The following is a 20,172-nucleotide window of genomic DNA, read 5'->3' as shown; positions in this document are numbered from 1 at the left end:
GGCCGCCTCTCCCGCGCGCGACCCGCGGGAGGCGTCCTAACGGCAGCCCTGGGTGTTGACCGCTTCGGTGGCGCGCTCTCCGGCCTGCGCCGGGATGCTGACCTCGTCTGCCGTCAGCACGTAGCCCGTCTCCCTGTCCTCCGTCGCCGCCGCGAAGACCACGCCGTAGACGGTGCCACCCGGCGAGAGCAGCGGACCGCCCGAGTTGCCAGGAAGCACCGTGCCGCGGACCGCGAAGATGTCGCGCACGACGCTGCCGCGCGAGTAGATGTCGGGCGCCCGGGCGGTCTGGCGGTTGCGAATCCGCGCCGGCTCGGTCCGGTACGGGCCGTCCTCCGGGAAACCCGCGATCACGGCGTTGTCGTCGGCGTGGCCGTCGGGCTCGGTCTGGAACCGCAGCGGCGGCCGGTTGAGGTCGGGAACGTAGAGCACCGCGACGTCGCGTTCCGGGTCGAAGACCACCACCTGGGCGGCGAGCGTGCGGTCGCCGACCTCCACGGTCGGCTCCCGGACGCCCGCCACGACGTGCGCGTTGGTCATCACCCGCTGCGGCGCGTAGACGAAGCCGCTGCCCTCCACCTGCCGGGAGCAGGAGGGCGCGATACCTCGGATCTTCAGGATGCTCGCCGTCGCCGCGACCACGTCGCCGGCGGTCACCACCGCCGGGTCGGGCGGGTCGGCGGCGACGATCGACTCGCCCCCGATGCCGGCGAACACGGCCGGGAAGCCGTTGGTGTCCGCGAGCCGGCGCAGGCTCGCGAACGTCTCCCGCACGGTCGACGGCATGCTGTCGTCGACGGTGGTCAGCACCGCGGAGCCGCGGACCTCGCGGGCAACGGTGGCGAACGGGGAGCGTTCCACGGCCGTCGCCAGCAGCCAGGCGACCAGCAGCGCGGACAGCCCCGACAGCGCGGCGCCCGCCAGCGCGTCCACCCGCTCGCCGATGCGCCAGGTGAGCCGGTCGCGAAGCGCGACGCCGGCGGCCGAGCCGGCCGCCTGGCCGAGGCAGGCCAGGAGGAGGACGGTCACCAGGGCGATGACCGCCCCGTGGTCGTGCAGGCCGAGCAGCTCGGTGAGCGGGAGCGCGATCTGCGCGCCGATGATCCCGCCACCGATGAAGCCGACGAACGTCAGCGCTCCCAGCACGAAGCCCTGCCGGTAGCCGGACACGGCGAACAGCAGGACGACGACCAGCAGGATCGCGTCGAGGAGGTTGAACATGGCGGTCGCGGGCCGGTTCGCGGGACGTCAGCTGACGCGGAGGACGGCGGACATGTTCGGGTGCAACGTGCAGATCACCGGGTAGTCACCCGGCTCGGTGACCGTGAAGGTCACCGATTGGGATCCGCCCGCGCCGACGATGCCCGTCCGGGTGCCCGGAAGCTTCGGAATGTCGAAGTTGTGGGATGCCCCGCCGTCCTCGACCGAGAAATCGACGCGGATCTTCCCGGGCTTCGCTTCGAGCGTGCCAGCAGAGAACCGCATGTTGCTCATGCCGACGAGCTGGAAGACCTGGACGCCGTCGGAGATCGTCGGCTTCTCGACGGCGGTGGGCCTCGGCGAGTCCGGGTGCTCGGCCGCGCAGCCGGCTCCGGTGACCGCGAGCGCCACGAGCGCGGTGGCGGCCAGCCGTCGGCGCGCGGCGGCGGGTCCCGTCATGTTGCTCAAGCGGCCGATCCCTCGGTCGGGCCGACACCGGTTCCGGTGCCGGCGGCGCGGTCATGGACGCCGGGCGGAGACGCCTGGCGCGGTGGCCCCGAGGTCCGCCCGTCCGGCGCCGACCCATCATCCGGGTGCGCCTCGGGACCATCCGGACCGGACCCGCCGGAACCGGTGGCATCGAGATCGTCTGGGTCGATCTCACCCGCCAGGTCGAGGTCGGCCACGTCCGCCGCCTGGACCTCGGACCGCGCGATGGACGCGTTGACCGCCGCGTCCTGCACCGGCGGGCCGTCGCCCCACGGCCGCTCCAGACCGGCGGCGCGTAGCAGCGCGTCCAGGATGCCCGCGGTGAACCCCCACACCGTCGTCAGGCCGGTGACCCGGAACGCCGGGCCCAGCAGCCCTGTGCGCGGATGCTGCACCCGCACCCGGTTTGCCGGGTCGACGAGGTCCGCGACTGGTACGCGCGCGACCGCCGACGTCTCCGCCGGGTCGACCGGGAAGACCGGGCATGGCACCCGCCACCAGGCAAGGACGGGGGTTACGAGGTAGTTGCTGTGCGGCAGGTAGATCGGCGGTGACGTCGCGAGGATCTCGACGCCGGCCGGGTCGAGACCGACCTCTTCGCGCGCCTCGCGCAGCGCGGTGGCCGTGGCCGAGCCGTCGGTGGCGTCGGCGCCGCCGCCGGGGAACGCGGGCTGGCCGGCGTGCTTGCGCAGGTCGGCGGCGCGTTCGAGCAGCAGCACGTCCGAGCCGTTCCGGCTGGGACCGAACAGGATCAGGACCGCGGCCGGCCGGGCGTCTGCCGGCGTGGTCGGCCAGCCCTCGGGGCGGATCGGCAGCCCGTCGCCGGCGACCTTCGCGGCGAGGGCCGTGAGCCAGCCTGGCGGCCCGGCCCCGTCGGCGCCGGTCGCGCCGGGGGCCGTCGCGCCGGGGGCCGTCGCGTCGCCACCCGCCGCGTCGACGCCGCCCGAGCCGACGCCGACGGGACCGGCGTATCCGTCATGCCCGCTCATCCGGCCGCTTCGGCGTCTCCGCGGACCAGCCGGGCCGCGTCGGCGACCGACGTCGGGCCCTCGCCGAACGACGGGCACAGCTTGGCCACGCCGCAGGCGCCGCAGGCGGGCCTGCGGGCATGGCAGATCCGCCGGCCATGGAAGATCATTCGGTCGGAGGCGATCGTCCAGTTCTTGCGCTCGATCAGCGCCGCCAGGTCCGTCTCGACCCGGACCGGGTCGGTGTTCGTGGTTAGCCCGAACCGCCGGGACAGGCGGCCGACGTGGGTGTCGACCGTGATGCCCGGCGTGTCGAAGGCGTGTCCCAGTACGACGTTCGCGGTCTTGCGGCCGACCCCGGGCAGGGTCACCAGCTTCTCCAGCGAGGCGGGTACCTCGCCGTCGAACCGGTCGACCAGCGCGGCACCGAGGCCGATCACCGAGTTGGCCTTGGCCCGGAAGAAACCGGTCGGGCGCAGCAGCTGCTCCAGCTCCTCACGGTCGGCGCCGGCATAGGCGGCCGCGGTCGGGTACTTCGCGAAGACCGCGGGGGTGACCTCGTTGACCTTCTTGTCGGTGCACTGGGCGGACAGCACGGTCGCGACCAGGAGCTCCAGCGGAGTGCCGAAGTTCAGCGCGATCCGCGCGTCCGGATGCAGCTCGCCCAGGGTCCGCACGATCCGCCGGGCACGCCTGGTCCGCGCCAGCGCGGTTTCGGCGGACGCGTCGACGATGGCCGGCATGTCCCGAGCCTACCGGGCACCTTCTGGTCTCCCACGGCCAGACACAGCCGGCCAGGGAGGCGAACGACGCGGCTCAGCCGAACGGCCGCCACCGAACGACGAAACCCGCCACGGTTCTGGCCCGGGACAGGGCCTGCCCGGGTTTCGGGTTCGGCCCGGTTCCAGGTGGGTTGGGGCGCTCAGCGCCCCAACGGCGGAGCGCCGATGGTCGCGCAAGCAACCTTGAGGCGACCGCCTCAAGCGGCGCGGTGCTTGCCGGGGGGTGGGCGGCGCAGGCGGCGGCGGTAACGCTCCAGCGCCGCGGCCAGGCCCTGGTTGACGAAGGTGTTCACCTCGTCGGGCCGGGCGTTGTCGAGGAAGCCCTCGATGCCCTTACGGGTGTCGGCGGCGTTCAGCGGGCGCTCGACCCGCTCCATCGCCAGCAGGAGCCCGAGCAGCACCACGGGGAACGCGATGGCGGCGAAGACAAACATGGCGGGTCCATGGTGGACGACGCGCCCGGCGTCGTGGAACCGGGGTCAGGTAGGTGACTCAAGGTAACGCGTTCCGACGGCCTGTCCGGCCGGCGCGCGTGAACTGTGGCGGGTGCCGCGCGGCGGGCCAGCCGCGGCAGGAGCACTCGGGGAGCGCCCGGCGCCCGCCTCGGCGGGTCGCCTGCCGGCCAAGTCAATCACTCTGGGTAAGCGATTCTTCGTGAACTGGTCATTTTGGGCGGGCGCGCGCGGGCTCTAGGCGCCCTGGCCGTGCTCGACGCGCGCTGTCCTGGCATGCTCACCCCGTGGACGATCTGCTTGCTCGCGTTCCGCTGTTCGTCGGGTTGTCCGACCTGGACCGCCAGGCGCTCTCCAGCCACCTCGAGCGGAAGGACGTCACCCGTGGTGACGTGCTCTTCCGTGAAGGCGAGGCGGGAGATCGCGTCTTCGTGGTCCTGTCCGGCAAGGTGAAAATTGGACGCCAGTCTGCCGACGGACGCGAGAACCTTCTGTATGTCATGGGTCCCGGGGACATCTTCGGAGAATTGTCGCTCTTCGATCCGGGCCCACGGACCGCTACCGCCACCGCCGTGACCGACGCCTCGCTCGTGTCGCTGGAGCACTCGGCGCTGCGCCCCTGGCTTCGGGCCCGGCCGGACGCCGGCTCCATGCTGCTGCGGGTGCTCGCCGCCCGGCTGCGCCGCACCAACGACGCCATGGCCGACATGGTGTTCACGGACGTGCCCGGCCGGGTCGCCAAGGCGCTGCTCGACCTCGCCGTGCGGTTCGGCGAACCGGCGCAGCCCGGCAACGAGGCGGCCGGGGTCCGGGTGGAGCACGGCCTGACCCAGGAGGAGCTGGCCCAGCTGGTCGGGGCCTCCCGGGAGACGGTCAACAAGGCGCTGGCCGACTTCGCGACCCGCGGCTGGCTTCGGCTGGACTCACGCGCCGTCGTCCTGCTCGACCGCGACCGCCTGGCCCGCCGCGCCCGCTAGGGCGGTCGGCTCAAGGTCGCCCAGGGGCGACCATCCGGACCTGGCCGGGCGGGGGCGGGCGCCCCCGCCCCACCGCCCGGGCCCCCGCCCCCCCCCGGGGGGGGCCCGGCCCGCCCCGCTGCCCGGCCGGGCCCCCCGGCGCCGCGGGGGGGGGGGGGGGCGCCCCGACCAGACCAGGTCCCGAGTCAGACCCGTAGGCCTGGGGCCGGTCCCCGTCCACGGTCAGGATCGAGGCCGGTCTGGCTGACAGGCGCGCCCGTCAGCCAGACCGGGGACCGGCCGAGGCCCGGGCGATCTCAGGCGGTCGGCACGGCGGGGGCGCCGTCGGGGAGTTCGGCGGCGGGCGCGGGGCGCTCGCCATCCGCCTCCTCGGCGCCCGCCTGGCCGTTGCCCGCGGTCACCCGGGAGCCGTTGCTGGTGGCGCCGAACCCGGCACCGCGGCCGTCGGCCGCCCGGCGGTCGCCGTCGTGCCCGGGGTCGGGCAGGGCGGCGAGCAGCCGGCGGGTCTGCGGCGCCTCGCTGACGGCCTCGGTCGACGTCGCCGCCCGCAGCGCGCGCAGGTAGGCGTCCCGACCGCCCTCCCGGTCCCCGCTGGCGGCCAGCGTCGTGCCGAGCGCCCGCCAGGCGAGCACCTGGGCGCGCACGTCCTCGGCGTCCACGGCGACCGCCCGGCGGGCGACCGCGAGCGCCTCCTCCGGCTGCCCGGCCTCCAGCAGCGTTCCGGCGAGGTGGGCGTAGGCCTGCCTGCGCGGGAACAGCAGCGTCGCGGGTTCGCTCGCCGCCAGGGCCTCCCGCAACAGCCCGATCGACTCGTCGAGGCGCCCGCGTGCCCGGGCGATCTGCGCCGCCAGCACCTTCGCGCCGAGCTGCGCGTGCGGGCGCAGGTCGAGGTCGCCCAGCTCGGCCATCGCGGCCCGCGCCGCCTGCTCGGCCTCGTCGACCCGCCCGGCGTCCAGCAGGGTCAGCCCCAGCATGAGAGACGCGAGCGCGCCTACGAGCACCTGGCCGGCCGCGGCGGCGTCCGCGCACGCCCCGGCGAGGAAGTCGGCGCCGACGTCCGGCTCGCCGGCTCCCCGGGCGGCGAGCCCCTGGGCCACCTTCGTCAGGATCCGGCCCCAGCTGTCCCCCGCGCCCTCGAAGAGGGCCGTCGCGCGCGCCGCGTCGGTGCGTGCCGCGCTGATGTCCCCCAGCTCCGCCGCCGCGATCGCGCCGATCGTCAGGCATACCGCCATGCCCCAGCGCTCACCCATCGACTCGGCGGCGTCGACCAGCCCACGCGCGAGCGCCCGCGACCGGGCGAGCTGGCCGGACAGCAGCAGCACCAGCGCCTCGGTGCCGCTGCACCAGCCGATGCCGCCGGCGTCCTCGAGCCGCTCGAACACCTCGGTCGCCTGCCGCAGGCTGCGTTCGGCCTGCGGGTAGTCACCCCGGGTGGTGGCGCTCCAGGCCAGGTGCTGCAGCGCCCAGCCGACGCCGCGCGGGTCGTCGACCCGCCGGGCGAGCTCGAGGGCCTCGCGGTACAGCTCCTCGGCCACCCGGATCCGGCCGGCGCCGTACTCGAGCGTGCCGAGGCGGCGCAGGGCCGCGGCGGCGGCCCGGTCGTCGCCGGCGGCGCGCGCCGCGTCCAGCGCGGTCCGCAGCGCGCGGGTGGCGAGCTCCGCGCGGCCCTGCTTCTGGCGCAGCTCGCCGAGCACCGCGTAGGCCGCCGCGCGCCGGGCGGGCAGGGTGACCCGCAGCGCCGGGCGCAGGGTGCGCTCGGCCTCCTCCAGCCGGCGCAGCGACACCAGCGCCTCGGCGTGCAGCACCCGGGCGATGTTCTCGTCGTCGGTGTCGATCACGCCGTGGCCGAGCCGGCGGGCGTCGGCGAGCTGGTCGGCGGCGGTGCGATGGTCGTCGCGGGCGAGCGCGGTCCTGGCCAGGCGCAGCAGCGCCCGGAACCCCGGTTCGCGCGCGGACCAGGCGGGGTCCGTCACCGGCAGCGCCATCGACGAGGCCAGGTCGAAGGCCCGCAGCGCGTGCGTGGCGACGAAGTTCGACACCTCGCGCGACGAACCGGTCATGGCGGTCACGCCCCACAGGGCGGCGGTCGAGTGCCGGCGCGCCCGTTCGACCTTCGGCAGCCCGGCGTAGGCGACGTCGCGCGCCATCGGGTGCACGAACCGCCACAGCTGCTCGCCGGCCCGCGGCGCGCGGACCAGCTGTCGCTCGGTGAGCCGCTCCAGCGCCGCCGCCACCTCCGTGGCTGGCCGCTCCTCGACCGACGGCAGGGCCGCGGCGGGGAAGCGGCTGCCGAGCACGGCGGCCGCCCGCAGCACCGCCTTGTCCGTCGGCTCCAGGTCGTCGATCCTGGCCGCGAGCACGGACTGCACGCCCGCCGGCAACGCGGTCTCCGACAGGGTGCCCTCCAGCACCCAGGCGGGCCCGTCCGCGCCCGCCGCCTCGGCGGGGGCCAGCCGGCGCAGCTGGTTCCGGTCGATCAGGAGGTTGAGCAGTTCGGCGAGGAAGAACGGGTTGCCGTGTACCCGGCCGAGCAGCGCCGACCTGGTCTGCGGGCCGAGCGTCGCGCCACCGAGGAACTCGGTGAGCAGGCGGGTGGCGGCCTCCTCGGGCAGCGGCGCCAGCGTGATCTGCCGGACCCCTGGCAGATCCGTCAGGCCGAGGCCCTCCCGGTCGAGCAGCGTCAGCATGACCGGGCCGACGACCCGCTCGGCCAGCCGGTGCAGCGCCCTGGTGAGCGAGCTGGTCGCCCACTCCAGGTCGTCGATCACGACGATCATCGGCTGCTCGGCCGCGAGGGCGGACAGCAGCAGCGTGACGGTGTCGACGGCGATGTCGATGGCGCGCTCGCCGCTGCTCCCCGCGCCGTGGCTCTCCCGGCTGGCCGGGTCGCCCGGCGGCGCCTCCGTGGCCCCGGACGCTCGCCGGTGGTCGATCGGCACGCCGAGCAGGCCGAGCAGCCGGTCGGAGATGCCGGCCGGCAGGCGGGCGCCCGTGAGCGGGTGGTTGAGCCGGCCGACGGTGCGCCGGACCCGGTCGGCGACCCGGTCCAGGCTGTCGCCGTCGACGACCCCACAGGCGCCGCGGATCAGGTCGGCCAGCGGGGCGAGGCTGCGCCCGTCGCCATGGCGGACCGTGCGGCCCCACAGCACCCGCGCGCCGTCCGCCTCGTGAGCCCGGCTCGCCAGCTCGCCGATGAGCCGGGACTTGCCGATGCCGGCCTCGCCGGTGACCACGGCGACGGTCGGTGAACCGGACCGCGTGGTCTCGGTGAACCAGTCGTAGAGCTCCGCGAGCTCGCGGTCGCGGCCGACGAACGTGGCGTCGTCGCCGAGGCCCGGCCGGGCCACGTTCGACGGGCGCAGGCTGACCAGCTCGTAGGCCGGCACCGGCTCCCGCTTGCCCTTCAGATTCAGGTCGGGCAGCTCCCGCCAGGTCGCGACCGAGCGGGTGGCGTGCATGGTCCCCCGGCCGGCGTAGACCGCGCCGACGGCCGCCGCCCCGGACAGCCGGGCGGCGGTGTTCACGGCGTCGCCGACGACGGTGTACGTCATCGAGGCCTGGACGCCGGCGAGCACCTCGCCGGTGTTGACGCCGACCCGCAGGCCGAGCGGGCTGGAGTCGTCGTCGGCGTCGGTGACCAGGCGGCGCACCGTCTCCTGCATCGCGGCGGCCGCGCGCACGGCCCGCTCCGCGTCGTCCTCGTGCGCGGTGGGCGCGCCGAACACGGCCATGATCCCGTCGCCGGCGAGGTTGTCGACCCGGCCGCCGACGTCGTCGACCTCCTTGGCGAGCGCGGCGAGCACCATGTCGGTGACCTCGCCGACCCGCTCCGGGTCGCGGTCCTCGGCCCACGAGGTGAAGTCGGACAGGTCGCCGAACAGCACGGTGACGACGCGGCGCTCGGCGGCCTCCGGCCCGGCGATCGAGGTGAACCGCAGGCCGCAGTGGAAGCAGTAGCGCGCGGACGGCACCGCGGGGGTACCGCACCGCGGGCAGCTCAGCGTCCCGCCATGTGTCGGGACGATCACCATGGCGCGCCGGCCTCCGGCCCGCCGCCGCGAGCACCGCGGGCCCGGGCCCGCGGCCCGAGGGGTGCCCGCCCGGGTGGGCCCAACGGGTGGGCGGGAGCCTGGCCTAAGCGGCTTCCCTCGTGAGCCGGCTCGCGGATCGACGAGGATGCCTGCGGCGAACAGGCCTGCCTGCCTCGGACGTTTCGCACTGGCGGTCCCCCTCCAACCGGAAGTTTAGTGTCCGGTGTCTCGGTCCCCTGAGCGGACGTCGTTCGAGCGTTGTCAGACGGCTGACGTCCCGCCGCCCCGGCGAACGCGCCTCCGGGGCCCGTCAACCCGGGCACCACGGGCCGTGTCTGACGGGTAGAAGGCCCCGCCAGTCGCGGGACGGGGTCTGCCCGCTGTGATGCCGCTCACACCAACGTCGGGTTGGTTCTCTTTATGCCGTCTTTCGCGTGCGTCGTCCACGGCGGTCGGACGCTCCCCGGGGAGACCGGGCCGGCCGCCACGCGGGACGGCGCGGTCTCCCCCGGCCGGTGGCGTCAGCCCTGCTCGCGCAGGTAGTCCAGCTGGGCGCGGACCGAGAGCTCGGCCGCTGGCCAGAGGACCTGGTCGACGTCCGCGTAGACCCGCTCGACGACGGCGCGCGGGGAGGCCTGTTCCGGGCCGACGCCGGCCGCGGCCAGCGCGGCCCGCACCTGGTCCAGCCGCTGGGCGCGGTGGGCCAGGTAGTACGTGGCGGCGCCGCGGGCGTCGGACAGCTCCGGGCCGTGCCCGGGCAGGACGGCCAGGCCCGTCGGCAGCTCGGCGAGCCGCCGCAGGCTCGTCAGGTAGTCGGCGAGCCGGCCGTCCGGATGCGCGACCACCGTCGTGCCGCGCCCGAGGATCGTGTCGCCGGTCAGCACCGCGACCGCCGCGCCGTCGGCGGCGGGCACCGCCGGGACCTCGCCGAACAGCAGGAAGGACAGCGAGTCGGCCGAGTGGCCCGGGGTGGCCAGCACCCGCAGCTCGATCCCGGCGGCCGCCACGACGTCGCCCTCGACCAGTCCTTCCGAGCCGAGCCGATGGGTGGGGTCCAGCGCGCGGACGGGGGCGCCGGTGAGCTCGTGCAGCGCCGCCGCGCCCTCGCTGTGGTCGGGATGGCCATGCGTCAGCAGGATCGTCGCGACCGGGCCGGCGGCGCCCAGCGCGGCGAGGTGCTCCGGTTCGTCGGGCCCCGGGTCCACGACGACGCAGCCGGTGTGGCCGGGAGCGCGCAGCACCCAGCTGTTCGTGCCCTCGAGCGTCATCGGGCCGGGATTGGGCGCGAGCACCACGGCGGCCAGCGGGTTCACCTCCCGCGGCCGGCGCGCCGCCGCGTCGGGACCCAGGCCATCGGCCTGACCCACGGCCTGGCCGGCGCCGCCCGCCCGGCGCCCGGGCCCACCGCGGCTGGGCTGGGTGCCCGCGGTCATGACTGAGCCTCTTCCATCGTCCCCTCCGGGTTGGGCCAGGAGTCTCGACTCTCGGTGCGAGCGAAAGGCTCACCGCTCCCGCGCCACGGCCGTGGCGTCGGCCGCGTCGCGGGGCCAGGTGGCGTGGTCCGCCCCGGCGGTCGCGGCGGCGAAGAGCGCCGCCGCGCTGGCCGGATCAGCGGGCGGCGCGGCGAGGGCGTACTCGGGGTCGTGCGGCAGCAGGAAGTGCACGGCGCCGTCGGCGATGACGACCTTGGGCATGACCGGGGTGATCTCACGGCGGCGCGCCGTCGTCAGCACGTCGGCGACGCTCGCGAGGCCGAGGAGGTCCGCGAGCATCCAGGCGGTCGGCGGCAGCATGCCCATGGCGCCGGCCGCGTGCCGTTCCAGCGCCTCTTCCGGGCGGATCCAGACCATCTGGTCGGCCTCACCGGACAGCTCACCAGGCGTCTGGCCCGGCGGCAGCGCGGCCATGAAGAAGCGGGTGTCGTAGCGGCGGGGCTCGACCTCCGGCGTGATCCAGCGTGCCCAGGGCGCGAGCAGGTCGGCGCGCAGCGCGAGCCCTCGGCGGGTCAGCAGTTCGGCGAGCCCGAGCTCGCGGCGCTCCAGCGCCAGCCGGTCCGCCGCCCAGCCGGGATCGGCCGGGCCGGGCGCCGGTCCGGCCGGCCCGGCCGGCTCCGCGAGCAGCACGCCGCACTCTTCGAAGGTCTCCCTGACGGCGGCGTGGACGAGCGCCTGGGCCAGGCCGGGATCCGCCTCGAGCGGCCGCATGAGCTCGGCGAGCGGCGGGCCGAGCCAGAGCGGGGCGGCCCGGCCGCCGGAAGGGCCGTCCGCCGGGTCCACCCGGCCGCCGGGGAAGGCGTAGACCCCGCCGGCGAAGGCCATCGTGCGGGCCCGCTCGACCAGGTAGGCCTCGACGCCTCCGCCGGGCGCGTCGCGCAGCAGGACCACCGTGGACGCGTGCCGCGGCGGCGCCGGCGGGGTGGGCGCGCTCGCCGCCAGCACCCCGCGCGGCGAGGTGAGCGGCATCGGCCGCCGCAGCCGGGCGATCAGCGCGGCCCGGGGTCCCTGCTGGATCGACGGAGCCCGCGGAGTCGGTCTGGCAGGTCCGCGATCAACCACCTGTCCGATGGTAGGCATCCCGTGCCGCGCGTGCCCGGGTTGGGCGCGTGCCCTGGAGCTGGCGGGCGGCGTCAGCCCAGGTCCGGGTGGGCGAGCGCGATGAGCTCGACCTCCACCGGGGAGCCCAGCGGGAGCGCGGCGGCGCCGACCGCCGAGCGGGCATGCTGACCCGCCTCGCCGAACACCTGCCCGAGCAGGTCCGAGGCGCCGTTGATGACCGCCGGTTGCCCGGTGAATCCCGGCGCGCTCGCGACGAACCCGACGACCTTGACGATCCGCCGGATCCGGTCCAGGCCGCCCGCCACCGCCGCGGCGGCGGCCAGCGCGTTCAACGCGCAGATCCGGGCGAGCGCGGTGGCCCGCTCCGGCGTCACCTCGGCGCCGACCAGGCCGGTCTCCGGCAGCTGGCCGGCCACCAGCGGGATCTGGCCCGCGGTCCAGATCCACTCGCCGTCGCGGACCGCGGGCACGTAGTTGGCCTGAGGAGTCGGCACCGGCGGCAGTTCGAGGCCGAGCGCGCGCAGTCGCTCGCTCGGCGCCGCCTCCGTGCCGGCCCGGTTGGTCACGAGCCGGCCTCGCCCTTCGGCCGCTTGAAGTAGGCGACCAGGCTCTCCGGGTTCGGACCAGTCACGACCTGCACCAGCTCCCACCCATCCTCGCCCCAGTTGTCGAGAATCATCTTCGTCGAGTGGATCAGGACTGGGACGGTCACGTACTCCCACTTCTGCATGGCGGAAACTCTAGTGGTCGACTCCCGCGGCCCTTGCCCGCCCGGGGCCTTCGCGGATCGCGAGCCGACCCGTGTCGGGCGGTCCGGCACGGGTTGGCCGGGGACGCGTCAATGAATGATCGACGGGTGGTGTGGGCGTTCCCGCCAGCCGAGGCCGCCGGGCGCCAGTCGCCGATCGACCCGACGCCTGAAGTGAGGGAGATCGTGATGACCGAGGCATTCCGGATCAGCGGGCGGTCGACGCGGTTTCTCGACGGCCCGCGCTGTCGGAAGGCCGCCGTGTCGGAAATGTGATCAAGATTCTCGGTGAAGGCGGCGTCGACGCGGCGAGCGCGGCACCGGTCCCGGGTACGGTCGTGGCCGTGACCGCCTCGAAACGCGACCGAACCGGCGAGGAGCGAGCTGGGCCCGTGTCACCAGGGGCCAAGAGCGGGCCGGCGTCACCAGGGGCCAAGAGCGGGCCGTGGCGGCGTCGGCTGCACGTGGTCACGGGCAAGGGCGGCACCGGGAAGACCACCGTCGCGAGCGCGCTGGCGCTGGCGCTGGCGACGGGCGGGCGCCGGGTGCTGCTCGCCGAGGTCGAGGGCCGCCAGCAGATCGCGCAGGTCTTCGACACGCCGCCGCTGCCGTACCGGGAGCGGAAGGTGGCCAGCGCCCCCGGCGGCGGCGAGGTCTACGCGCTCGCCGTCGACGCCGAGGAGGCGCTTCTCGAGTACCTCGAGATGTTCTACAACCTCCGCAGCGCCGGAAAGGTGCTCGGCCGGATCGGCGCCATCGACTTCGCGACCACGATCGCGCCCGGTGTCCGCGACGTGCTGCTCACCGGCAAGATCAAGGAGGCGGTGAACCGGCCAGACGGCACCCGGCCGAGCGGGATGGCCTATGACGCCGTCGTCCTGGACGCGCCGCCGACCGGGCGGGTCACCCGGTTCCTCAACGTCGCGAACGAGGTGGTGGGCCTGGCGAAGATGGGGCCGATCCGCTCCCAGGCCGACGGTGTGCTCGCCGTGCTGCACTCCGGGCAGACCGCGGTGCATCTGGTGACCCTCCTGGAGGAGATGCCGGTTCAGGAGACCGTCGACGCGGTCGCGGAGCTGCGCGCCGCGGACCTGCCGGTCGGCGGCGTGGTGGTGAACATGGTCCGCCCGCCGCTGCTCGGCCCCGACGACCTGCTGGCGGCGCGCGCGGGCGCGCTGGACCCCGACGAACTGGCCGCCGGCATCAAGGAGGCCGGGGTGGAGCCCGCCGCCGACCTGGTCGCCGAGCTCGCCAGGGAGGCGGCCCAGCACGCCGAACGGGTGGCGCTGGAGGCGGCCCAGCGAGTCGAGGTGGAGGCGCTCGCCCGACCCGTGTATGAACTGCCACTGGCGGCTGACGGGATGGACATGGGGATGCTGTACCGGTTCGCGGAGATGCTGCGGGCGCAGCGGATGGTCGGGTGACGGCGCCGGCAGGGGGCGCGCGGAGGCGGGCGGCGGACCAGCCGCCGGCCGTGCCGGTTCCCGACGCCCAGGCGGCGTCCACCGCCGAGATCGAACCGGCCGCCGAGGCCGGACCGGGTGCCGAGGCCGAGGCCGAGGCCGAGAGTGCCCCCTCGAAGCCGGCGACCGCGAGGCGGGCCCCGGCCGGCCGGGCGCGCGCGACGACGCCGAAACGGGCCTCGGCGGGCGGCAAGTCCCAGCCGGGGTCGAAGGCGCCGGCGCCCTCGGAACGGGCGCGTCGAGGCCCGGACGCCGGCGGGAAGGCACGCGACGCCGGCCGCGCGCCAAGGCTCGGTGCCCGGGTCCGCCCGCATCCGGCCGGGGTCCCGAAGCTGGACGTCGACGGCATGCTCGCCAGCGAGCGGATCATCGTGTGCTGCGGCTCGGGTGGGGTGGGCAAGACGACGACGGCGGCGGCGCTCGCGCTGCGTGCCGCCGAGCGGGGGCGCTCGGTGGTCGTGCTGACCATCGACCCGGCCCGCCGGCTGGCGCAGTCGATGGGCCTGACCGAGCTGGACAACACGCCGCGCGAGGTGGTCGGGGTCGACAGGTCGGCCGGCGGGCGGCTCGACGCGATGATGCTCGACATGAAGCGGACGTTCGACGAGATCGTCCTCGCGCACACCACCCCGGACCGGGCCGGCCAGCTGTTCGAGAACCCCTTCTACCAGTCGTTGTCGAGTTCCTTCGCCGGGACGCAGGAGTACATGGCGATGGAGAAGCTTTCGCAGCTCGACGCGGCCGGCGACTGGGACCTGATCGTCGTCGACACACCACCGACGCGTTCGGCGCTGGATTTCCTCGACGCGCCGAGCCGCCTGGGAGCGTTCCTGGACGGGCGGCTGCTGCGGATACTGCTGGCCCCGGCGAAGGCTGGCGGCCGGGCGTACGCGAAGGTTCTCGGCGTCGGTTTCGGCGTGTTCACCAAGGTCCTCACCAAGGTGATCGGTACCCAGCTGCTGACCGACGTCAGCCAGTTCGTCGCCGCGATGGAGACCATGTTCGGCGGATTCCGGCAGCGCGCGGAGAAGACCTACCGGCTGCTGAGCGAGCCGGGCACGTCGTTTGTCGTCGTCGCGGCGCCCGAGGCGGCGGCGCTGCGGGAGGCGAGCTATTTCGTCGACCGGCTCGACGCCGACGGAATGCCGCTGGCGGGGCTGGTGGTGAACCGGATGCACCACGGCGACGGCCGCTCGCTGACGGCCGAGCGGAGCCTCGCGGCCGCGGAGAACCTCACCGAGCACGGGCAGCATCCGCTGGCGGCCGCCGTGCTACGGGTGCACGCGGACCGGCTTCGGCTGGCCGAGCGCGAGTCGCGGCTGCGCGAGCGGTTCACGGCGGCTCATCCGGACACCCCGCTGGTCGAGGTCGAGGCGCTGGCCGAGGACGTCCATGATCTGGTCGGTCTTCGCGAGATCGGGGACGCGTTGGCGGGTGATGAACGTCTCACCCGAACGGGGTGAGCGCGGACCATCCGAACGGGTGATTGTCCGCGTGAGTGATTCGTGTGCCGAAACCGAGTCGCCACGGAAGGTGGCTGCTCTCGCCGGCGTTACCCGCCAGGGTCACGCCTGAGGCGGCCGACGGTGGATACTTTCCGTTCCAGAACGGATGCCCGTCGTCACGGGAAGTGGCGGCGGGGTCTGGAACGCGGCGGAACGGGAACGCGCGGCGCGGCCAACGGGGCCAGAGCGGCGGGCGGTTGGTGGGCGCGGGGTCGGCCGGTCGACAGGCGGACCGTCTTCGTTCCGCGGGCCCTCGAACGGGCCGGCCCGGGATCCCGCGCGCGACGCTGCGCCGGGGTCCGATCGGGGAAGGGCTTCGTCAGGGAGGAGCCGCTCAGCCGGTTGAGCTGGCTCGGTGGTCCGCCTGGGCGTCAGCGAGGAGCTTCCTCCAGGAACGGACGTCCGGGCGGCGCCGAAGCAGGGCTCGGCGCTCCCGCTCGGTCATGCCACCCCACACTCCGAACTCGACGTGGTTGTCCAGGGCGTCCGCCAGGCACTGGGTACGCACCAGGCAGCCGAAGCAGCGGGTCTTCACCCGGTTCTGCGCGGCACCCTGAACGAACAGCTCGTCCGGGTCGACGTCCCGGCACGCCGCGAGGGCGGTCCAGTCGCCGTCGGCGATGCTGCTGACGAGACGGGTCGTGCCGCCACGACGAGCCGTGGCGACGGTCGGGGTCGGGCTTCTGGTCATGCCACCTGCCTTTCGAGAGAGACCGTGGTCAAGGGACCCGTGCGGGTGACGTGGCGTCGTTGGCGTCGTGCGAAACCGTACGGAGTGCCGTGGCCACGGCACAGACCCCACTCGGGTGGTTATCTGTATGACTAGTCCGGGCCATTGATGTCGAACCAGACCGTAGATCGATGGATGTCATCCAGGTGTCGTCCGGATGACAAGGCCGTCACGTTCGTATCGCGTCAAGGCCTCCGACATGCACCTCCTTCGCGCCGGCCTTCTCTCGGCCGCGTTTCTGGCGGCCAGGAGGTCACCTGCGCGGACGCGGCGAGCACGACCGTTCGGCGGGCCTCCGGCCGGGTATGGGCCCGGCGCGATCGTACGGCGACCGTTGGGCACATGGTGTTGATCGTTCTGGTGTGGACGGCCGTCGTCGCGACGACGTCTACTCGTGGGCTCGTGCCCAGCACCGGCCGGACCGGTGCGCGAGGTACCCTCAGCCCGCCACCTGGAGGCGATGTGTCGCGCGGGGCCCTCTGCGCGGGGGAGCGACGGCGGGGCCGAGTGCGTTGATGGGTAAGCGGAGTGAATCCGTGGGGATCGTTTCGGGGGGCGGACGGAGGGCCCGACACCAAATGGGCACGCGCGTGAGGACCGCGGCCGGCGCCGGCCGGGCGGGCGGACGCGTCGCGTTTACCGCCAGACGGATGGTTGGCGCCCTATTCGCGAGTGTCGCCGCCGGATTGGTGGTAGCGCTGCTCGCCGCGCCGGTTGTCGGGCTGGCCGGAATCACCGCGAAAGCCGGGGCCGATGACTGGCTCGCCCTGCCGGAGAACCTGAACGTCACCGCGCTGGTCGAGCCGTCCCGGATTCTGGACGCCAAGGGAAACCTCGTCGCCACGCTGGTCGGAGAGCAGTATCGCGAGGTCGTTCCGCTGGCCAAGGTGCCGGTGGTCATGCGGCAGGCGATCATCGACATCGAGGACGCGCGGTTCTACGAGCATTCCGGCGTCGACTACCGGGGAATGATTCGCGCCTATCTGGCCAATCGCGAGAGCGGTGGGGTCACCCAGGGTGCCTCGACAATTACCCAGCAATATGTGAAGAACGTGCTGATCCAGGGGGCGACGACGCCCGAGGAACGCGAGGCCGCGACCGAGCAGACCGTCGACCGCAAGCTCCGCGAGGCCCGGTACGCGCTCTACCTGGAAGAGCACCTCAGCAAGGACGAAATCCTCGAGCGCTACCTGAACATCGCCTACTTCGGTGACGGCGCCTACGGCATCCAGGCCGCCGCCAAGCGGTACTTCAGCGTCGACGTCTCCGAGCTCACGCTGCCGCAGGCCGCGCTGCTCGCCGGGCTGGTGAAGAACCCGACGGCCTACAACCCGGCGCTGCACCCGGAGGCGGCCGTGTCCCGGCGCGGCCTGGTACTCGCGGCCATGCGCGAGCACGGGCACGTCGGCGACGCCGACCTGGCGGCGGCGAAGGCCGCCCCCGTGGGGCTCAGGCAGCCGCCGCGCTCGACCGACTCGTGCGCGGACTCGTCGGCGCCGTTCTTCTGCGACCATGTCCGCCGGCTGCTGCTCGACGACCGGACGCTCGCGCCGGACGAGAACGCGGCCCGCAAGCTGCTCTACGAGGGCGGCCTGACGATCAGGACGACGCTCGACCCGGTGGCGCAGGGCGCGGCGACGTCGTCGGCGCGCGAGATCGTGCCCCCGGGCAACCGGGTCGCGGCCGGCGTCGCCATGGTGCGGCCCGGCACCGGCGAGGTGCTGGCGCTCACCGAGAACCGGGACTTCGGCGAGGTCGCCGACGGGCAGGGCCCGGAGACCACGACCGACTTCGTGCACACGAAGGAGGTCTACCCGGTCAAGGAGACGGCCTTCTCGCCCGGCTCGACGTTCAAGACGTTCGCGCTCGTGGCGGCGCTGGAGAAGGGCCTGCCGCTGTCGACGACGTTCATGGCCCCGGCGTGCTACACGTCCGAGAAGCTCCCGAGAAAGGACGATCGGGGCAAGCCGGCCTGCTACGCGAACTCGGACCCGAACGAGGCCGGGCTCTTCTCCCTGACCACCGCTACCTGGCACTCCGTCAACACTTACTACATCCAGCTCGCCGAGCAGGTCGGCATCCTGAAGATCGCCGAGATGGCCCGCCGCCTGGGCGTCAAGTCCTGCCGAGTGCAGGAACAGACGGCCAACCTGCGGTCCGACTCACCCTGCAAGGGCACCAACGGCGTCAGCGCGGTCGACGGGTCGTTCACCATCGGTTCCAACGAGATCAGCACCCTCGACCTCGCCACCGCGTACGCGACGCTCGCGGCCCACGGCAAGCGCTGCGACCCGCGCTTCATCACGTCCATCACCCAGCGGGTCGGCGGGGCGGACCGGCCGCTCGACTTCGACCAGCCGGACGCGTGCGAGCAGGTGCTCAACCCACGGATCGCCGACACGGCGACCTCGGTGCTGGAAGGGGTCATCAACCAGGGCACCGCGGCCGGGAACGGCCGCATCGGCCGGCCGGCCGCCGGCAAGACCGGCACCGCCGAGGGATACAGCGCCGCCTCGTTCGCCGGCTTCATCCCGCAGCTGTCGACCGCGGTCACCCTCGCCGACCCCCGCGGGCCGACCATGTACCCGCTGCGCGACGTGCTCGGCAAGCGGGTCGTCTACGGCGGCGACTTCCCGACGATGATCTGGGCCAGGACGATGACCCGGACGATCGAGGGCCAGCAGTTGCCGGTCGAGCCGCTGCCGCCGCCCGACAACACCCAGCCGGTGGCGCCGTTGGGCGTCGTCCCCAACGTCGTGGGCAAGTCCGTGCCGGAAGCGGTGACCATCCTGCAGGGGAGCGGCTTCGCCGCGCAGGTCGCCGGAAACCAGAACGGCGTCGTGGTCGCCCAGAACCCGCCCAGCGGAAGCCAGCTGTTCCTCGGCCAGCCAGTCACGCTGTTCGTGGCCGGAGGCGGCCCGTTCCAGGTGGACGACGACGACAACCGTGGCCGGGGCGGGCCAGGCGGCGGTCAACGCGACGCCTGGGACTGGTTCTTCGACTAGCTCCGCATCAGCGAAGGACCGCCCGCGCCGTGGGCCGGTGCCGGTGCCGGTGCCGGTGCCGGTGAAGTGTCCGCGGTAGCGCGGTCCCTGGCTCGCGTTCTGGCGGACAGGTCCGAGGCCCGGCCTGCTGGGGGCGCGCGACCGGTCGCTCTTTGGTCGCTTGTGCCGCATCCCTGGACCTGTCCGTCAAAACGCGGTCCCCGACCCGCGCTACAGCGGATAGGTCCGGAGCCCAGCCCGCTGAGCGCGGGCGACCGGTCGCCTTGGTCATTTGTGTCGTGTCCCTGGACCTGTCCGTCAAAACGCGGTCCCTGGCTCGCGTTCTGGCGGACACTTCGGGGCCGGCACTCACGGGACGGGTGGCCAGCGGCCGGTCGAACGTCGCTGGGTACGGCACTGGCGCCCTTCCAGCGCCAGTCGCGCCGCGCCGCCACCCCCCGTACCGGCGAGGCCAGTTCCGCGCCCGCCGGGGGCCGCGCGCCGGGGGCCGCGTCCCGCGCGCCCGTGCCCGATGTGACGGTCGATCCTGTCAGGCACCGGCGGGCCGACGGGCGTCGTTTCGCGCCGCCGATGCCTGACAGGACGGCCGAGCCACTCTCGTGGGCGGCACCGATGGCCTGGCTCAGCCGGTGAGGCGGGCCTTCACCAGGGCGGCGACCTTGCCCCCGTCGGCACGGCCGGCCACCGCGCCCTGGACGGCCTTCATCGCCGGGCCCATCGCCTTGGGGCCCGAGAAGCCGCCGTCGGCCAGTACCTTGTCGACGATCGCGGCGAGCTCGTCGTCGCCGAGCTGCTTGGGCAGGTAGTCGGCGAGCACGTCGCCCTCCGAGCCCTCCCGGGCCGCCTGCTCGGCGCGGCCGGCCGCCGCGTAGGCGTCGGACGCCTCCCGGCGCTTGCGGACCTCCCGGGCCAGGACCTTCTCCACCTCGCCTTCGGAGAGCTCGTGGGCCGCCTTGCCGGAGACCTCCGCCTCCTTCACCGCCGCGAGCGCGAGCCGCAGCGTCGACGTCCGCAGTTCGTCTCGCGCCTTCATCGCCGTGGTCAGATCGGCGCGCAGTCGCTCCTTCAAGGTACTCATGATCGCCTTAGCCTAGGTCCGTATACGAAGTAAGTCATCTCCATTCTCGGCGCGCCCGCCGTCCGCGCCGCCGCGGCACGGAGGCGTGCCCGCCGTCCGCGCCGCCGCGGCACGGCGGCGCGCCCGGCGGCCGCCCCCCCCGGGGGGCCCGGGGGCGGGCGGGGGGCCCGGGCGGCGGCCCCCCCCCGG

16 protein-coding genes are annotated in these 20,172 nt (G+C 74.4%); 4 read left to right on the top strand and 12 right to left on the bottom strand.

The features are described 5' to 3' along the window. Positions 1–36 precede the first annotated feature (36 nt). The 5 genes from I6A81_RS08225 to I6A81_RS08205 all read right to left on the bottom strand — a co-directional run bounded on the left by I6A81_RS08225 (position 37) and on the right by I6A81_RS08205 (position 3,873). Positions 37–1,221, bottom strand: a complete 1,185-nt coding sequence (locus I6A81_RS08225) for a MarP family serine protease (protein ID WP_203007237.1) — start codon at positions 1,219–1,221, stop codon at positions 37–39. A 27-nt stretch (positions 1,222–1,248) separates the two neighbouring features. Then, the gene (locus tag I6A81_RS08220; RefSeq protein ID WP_203007242.1) at positions 1,249–1,659 is read right to left on the bottom strand and encodes a cupredoxin domain-containing protein; all 411 of its coding nucleotides are present in this window, start codon (positions 1,657–1,659) and stop codon (positions 1,249–1,251) included. 5 nt (positions 1,660–1,664) lie between these two features. Then, positions 1,665–2,678: an NUDIX hydrolase gene (locus tag I6A81_RS08215; RefSeq protein ID WP_203007238.1), complete on the bottom strand. Its 1,014-nt coding sequence runs from the start codon at positions 2,676–2,678 to the stop codon at positions 1,665–1,667. Then, entirely contained in the window at positions 2,675–3,400 is a 726-nt protein-coding gene (gene nth / locus I6A81_RS08210; protein WP_203007239.1) for an endonuclease III, read from the bottom strand. The genes I6A81_RS08215 and nth overlap by 4 nt, the downstream gene beginning before the upstream one ends. A 236-nt stretch (positions 3,401–3,636) precedes the next feature. Continuing rightward, entirely contained in the window at positions 3,637–3,873 is a 237-nt protein-coding gene (locus tag I6A81_RS08205) for a hypothetical protein (RefSeq protein WP_203007240.1), read from the bottom strand. Positions 3,874–4,178: 305 nt separating this feature from the next. Between I6A81_RS08205 and I6A81_RS08200 the strand changes: the two genes are divergently transcribed. After that, positions 4,179–4,868, top strand: a complete 690-nt coding sequence (locus I6A81_RS08200; protein ID WP_203007241.1) for a Crp/Fnr family transcriptional regulator — start codon at positions 4,179–4,181, stop codon at positions 4,866–4,868. Positions 4,869–5,164: 296 nt separating this feature from the next. Here I6A81_RS08200 and I6A81_RS08195 read toward each other — a convergent pair whose 3' ends face one another. From I6A81_RS08195 to I6A81_RS08175, 5 genes are all read right to left on the bottom strand, one after another. After that, complete coding sequence (locus tag I6A81_RS08195) at positions 5,165–8,899, bottom strand: AAA family ATPase (protein WP_203006566.1); 3,735 nt, start codon at positions 8,897–8,899, stop codon at positions 5,165–5,167. Positions 8,900–9,420: 521 nt separating this feature from the next. Beyond that, entirely contained in the window at positions 9,421–10,332 is a 912-nt protein-coding gene (locus I6A81_RS08190) for an MBL fold metallo-hydrolase (RefSeq protein WP_238430632.1), read from the bottom strand. Positions 10,333–10,401: 69 nt separating this feature from the next. Then, positions 10,402–11,361 (bottom strand): NUDIX hydrolase, encoded by a 960-nt coding sequence (locus I6A81_RS08185; protein ID WP_203006569.1) that lies wholly within the window; start codon positions 11,359–11,361, stop codon positions 10,402–10,404. Between the two features lie 164 nt (positions 11,362–11,525). After that, the gene (locus I6A81_RS08180; protein WP_203006565.1) at positions 11,526–12,020 is read right to left on the bottom strand and encodes a RidA family protein; all 495 of its coding nucleotides are present in this window, start codon (positions 12,018–12,020) and stop codon (positions 11,526–11,528) included. After that, positions 12,017–12,184: a DUF4177 domain-containing protein gene (locus I6A81_RS08175; RefSeq protein WP_203006564.1), complete on the bottom strand. Its 168-nt coding sequence runs from the start codon at positions 12,182–12,184 to the stop codon at positions 12,017–12,019. Before I6A81_RS08175 ends, I6A81_RS08180 begins: the two co-directional genes overlap by 4 nt. Before the next feature lie 410 nt (positions 12,185–12,594). Here I6A81_RS08175 and I6A81_RS08170 point away from each other — a divergent pair, with 410 nt between their 5' ends. Next, the gene (locus I6A81_RS08170; protein ID WP_203006563.1) at positions 12,595–13,626 is read left to right on the top strand and encodes an ArsA-related P-loop ATPase; all 1,032 of its coding nucleotides are present in this window, start codon (positions 12,595–12,597) and stop codon (positions 13,624–13,626) included. Next, complete coding sequence (locus I6A81_RS08165) at positions 13,623–15,128, top strand: ArsA family ATPase (protein WP_307874533.1); 1,506 nt, start codon at positions 13,623–13,625, stop codon at positions 15,126–15,128. Before I6A81_RS08170 ends, I6A81_RS08165 begins: the two co-directional genes overlap by 4 nt. 376 nt (positions 15,129–15,504) lie before the next feature. Here the strand turns inward: I6A81_RS08165 and I6A81_RS08160 are convergent, their stop codons facing one another. Further along, complete coding sequence (locus I6A81_RS08160) at positions 15,505–15,861, bottom strand: WhiB family transcriptional regulator (protein WP_238430631.1); 357 nt, start codon at positions 15,859–15,861, stop codon at positions 15,505–15,507. Positions 15,862–16,550: 689 nt separating this feature from the next. Here I6A81_RS08160 and I6A81_RS08155 point away from each other — a divergent pair. Then, positions 16,551–18,905 (top strand): penicillin-binding protein, encoded by a 2,355-nt coding sequence (locus I6A81_RS08155; protein ID WP_238430630.1) that lies wholly within the window; start codon positions 16,551–16,553, stop codon positions 18,903–18,905. Positions 18,906–19,527: 622 nt separating this feature from the next. On the opposite strand, the gene I6A81_RS08150 is transcribed toward I6A81_RS08155, so the two are convergent. Then, complete coding sequence (locus I6A81_RS08150) at positions 19,528–19,983, bottom strand: GatB/YqeY domain-containing protein (protein ID WP_203006561.1); 456 nt, start codon at positions 19,981–19,983, stop codon at positions 19,528–19,530. Positions 19,984–20,172 lie beyond the last annotated feature (189 nt).

Origin of the sequence: Frankia nepalensis (assembly GCF_016786325.1) — a bacterium.
Taxonomy (GTDB): domain Bacteria; phylum Actinomycetota; class Actinomycetes; order Frankiales; family Frankiaceae; genus Pseudofrankia; species Pseudofrankia nepalensis.
This window is presented reverse-complemented; position numbering and strand designations above follow the sequence as displayed.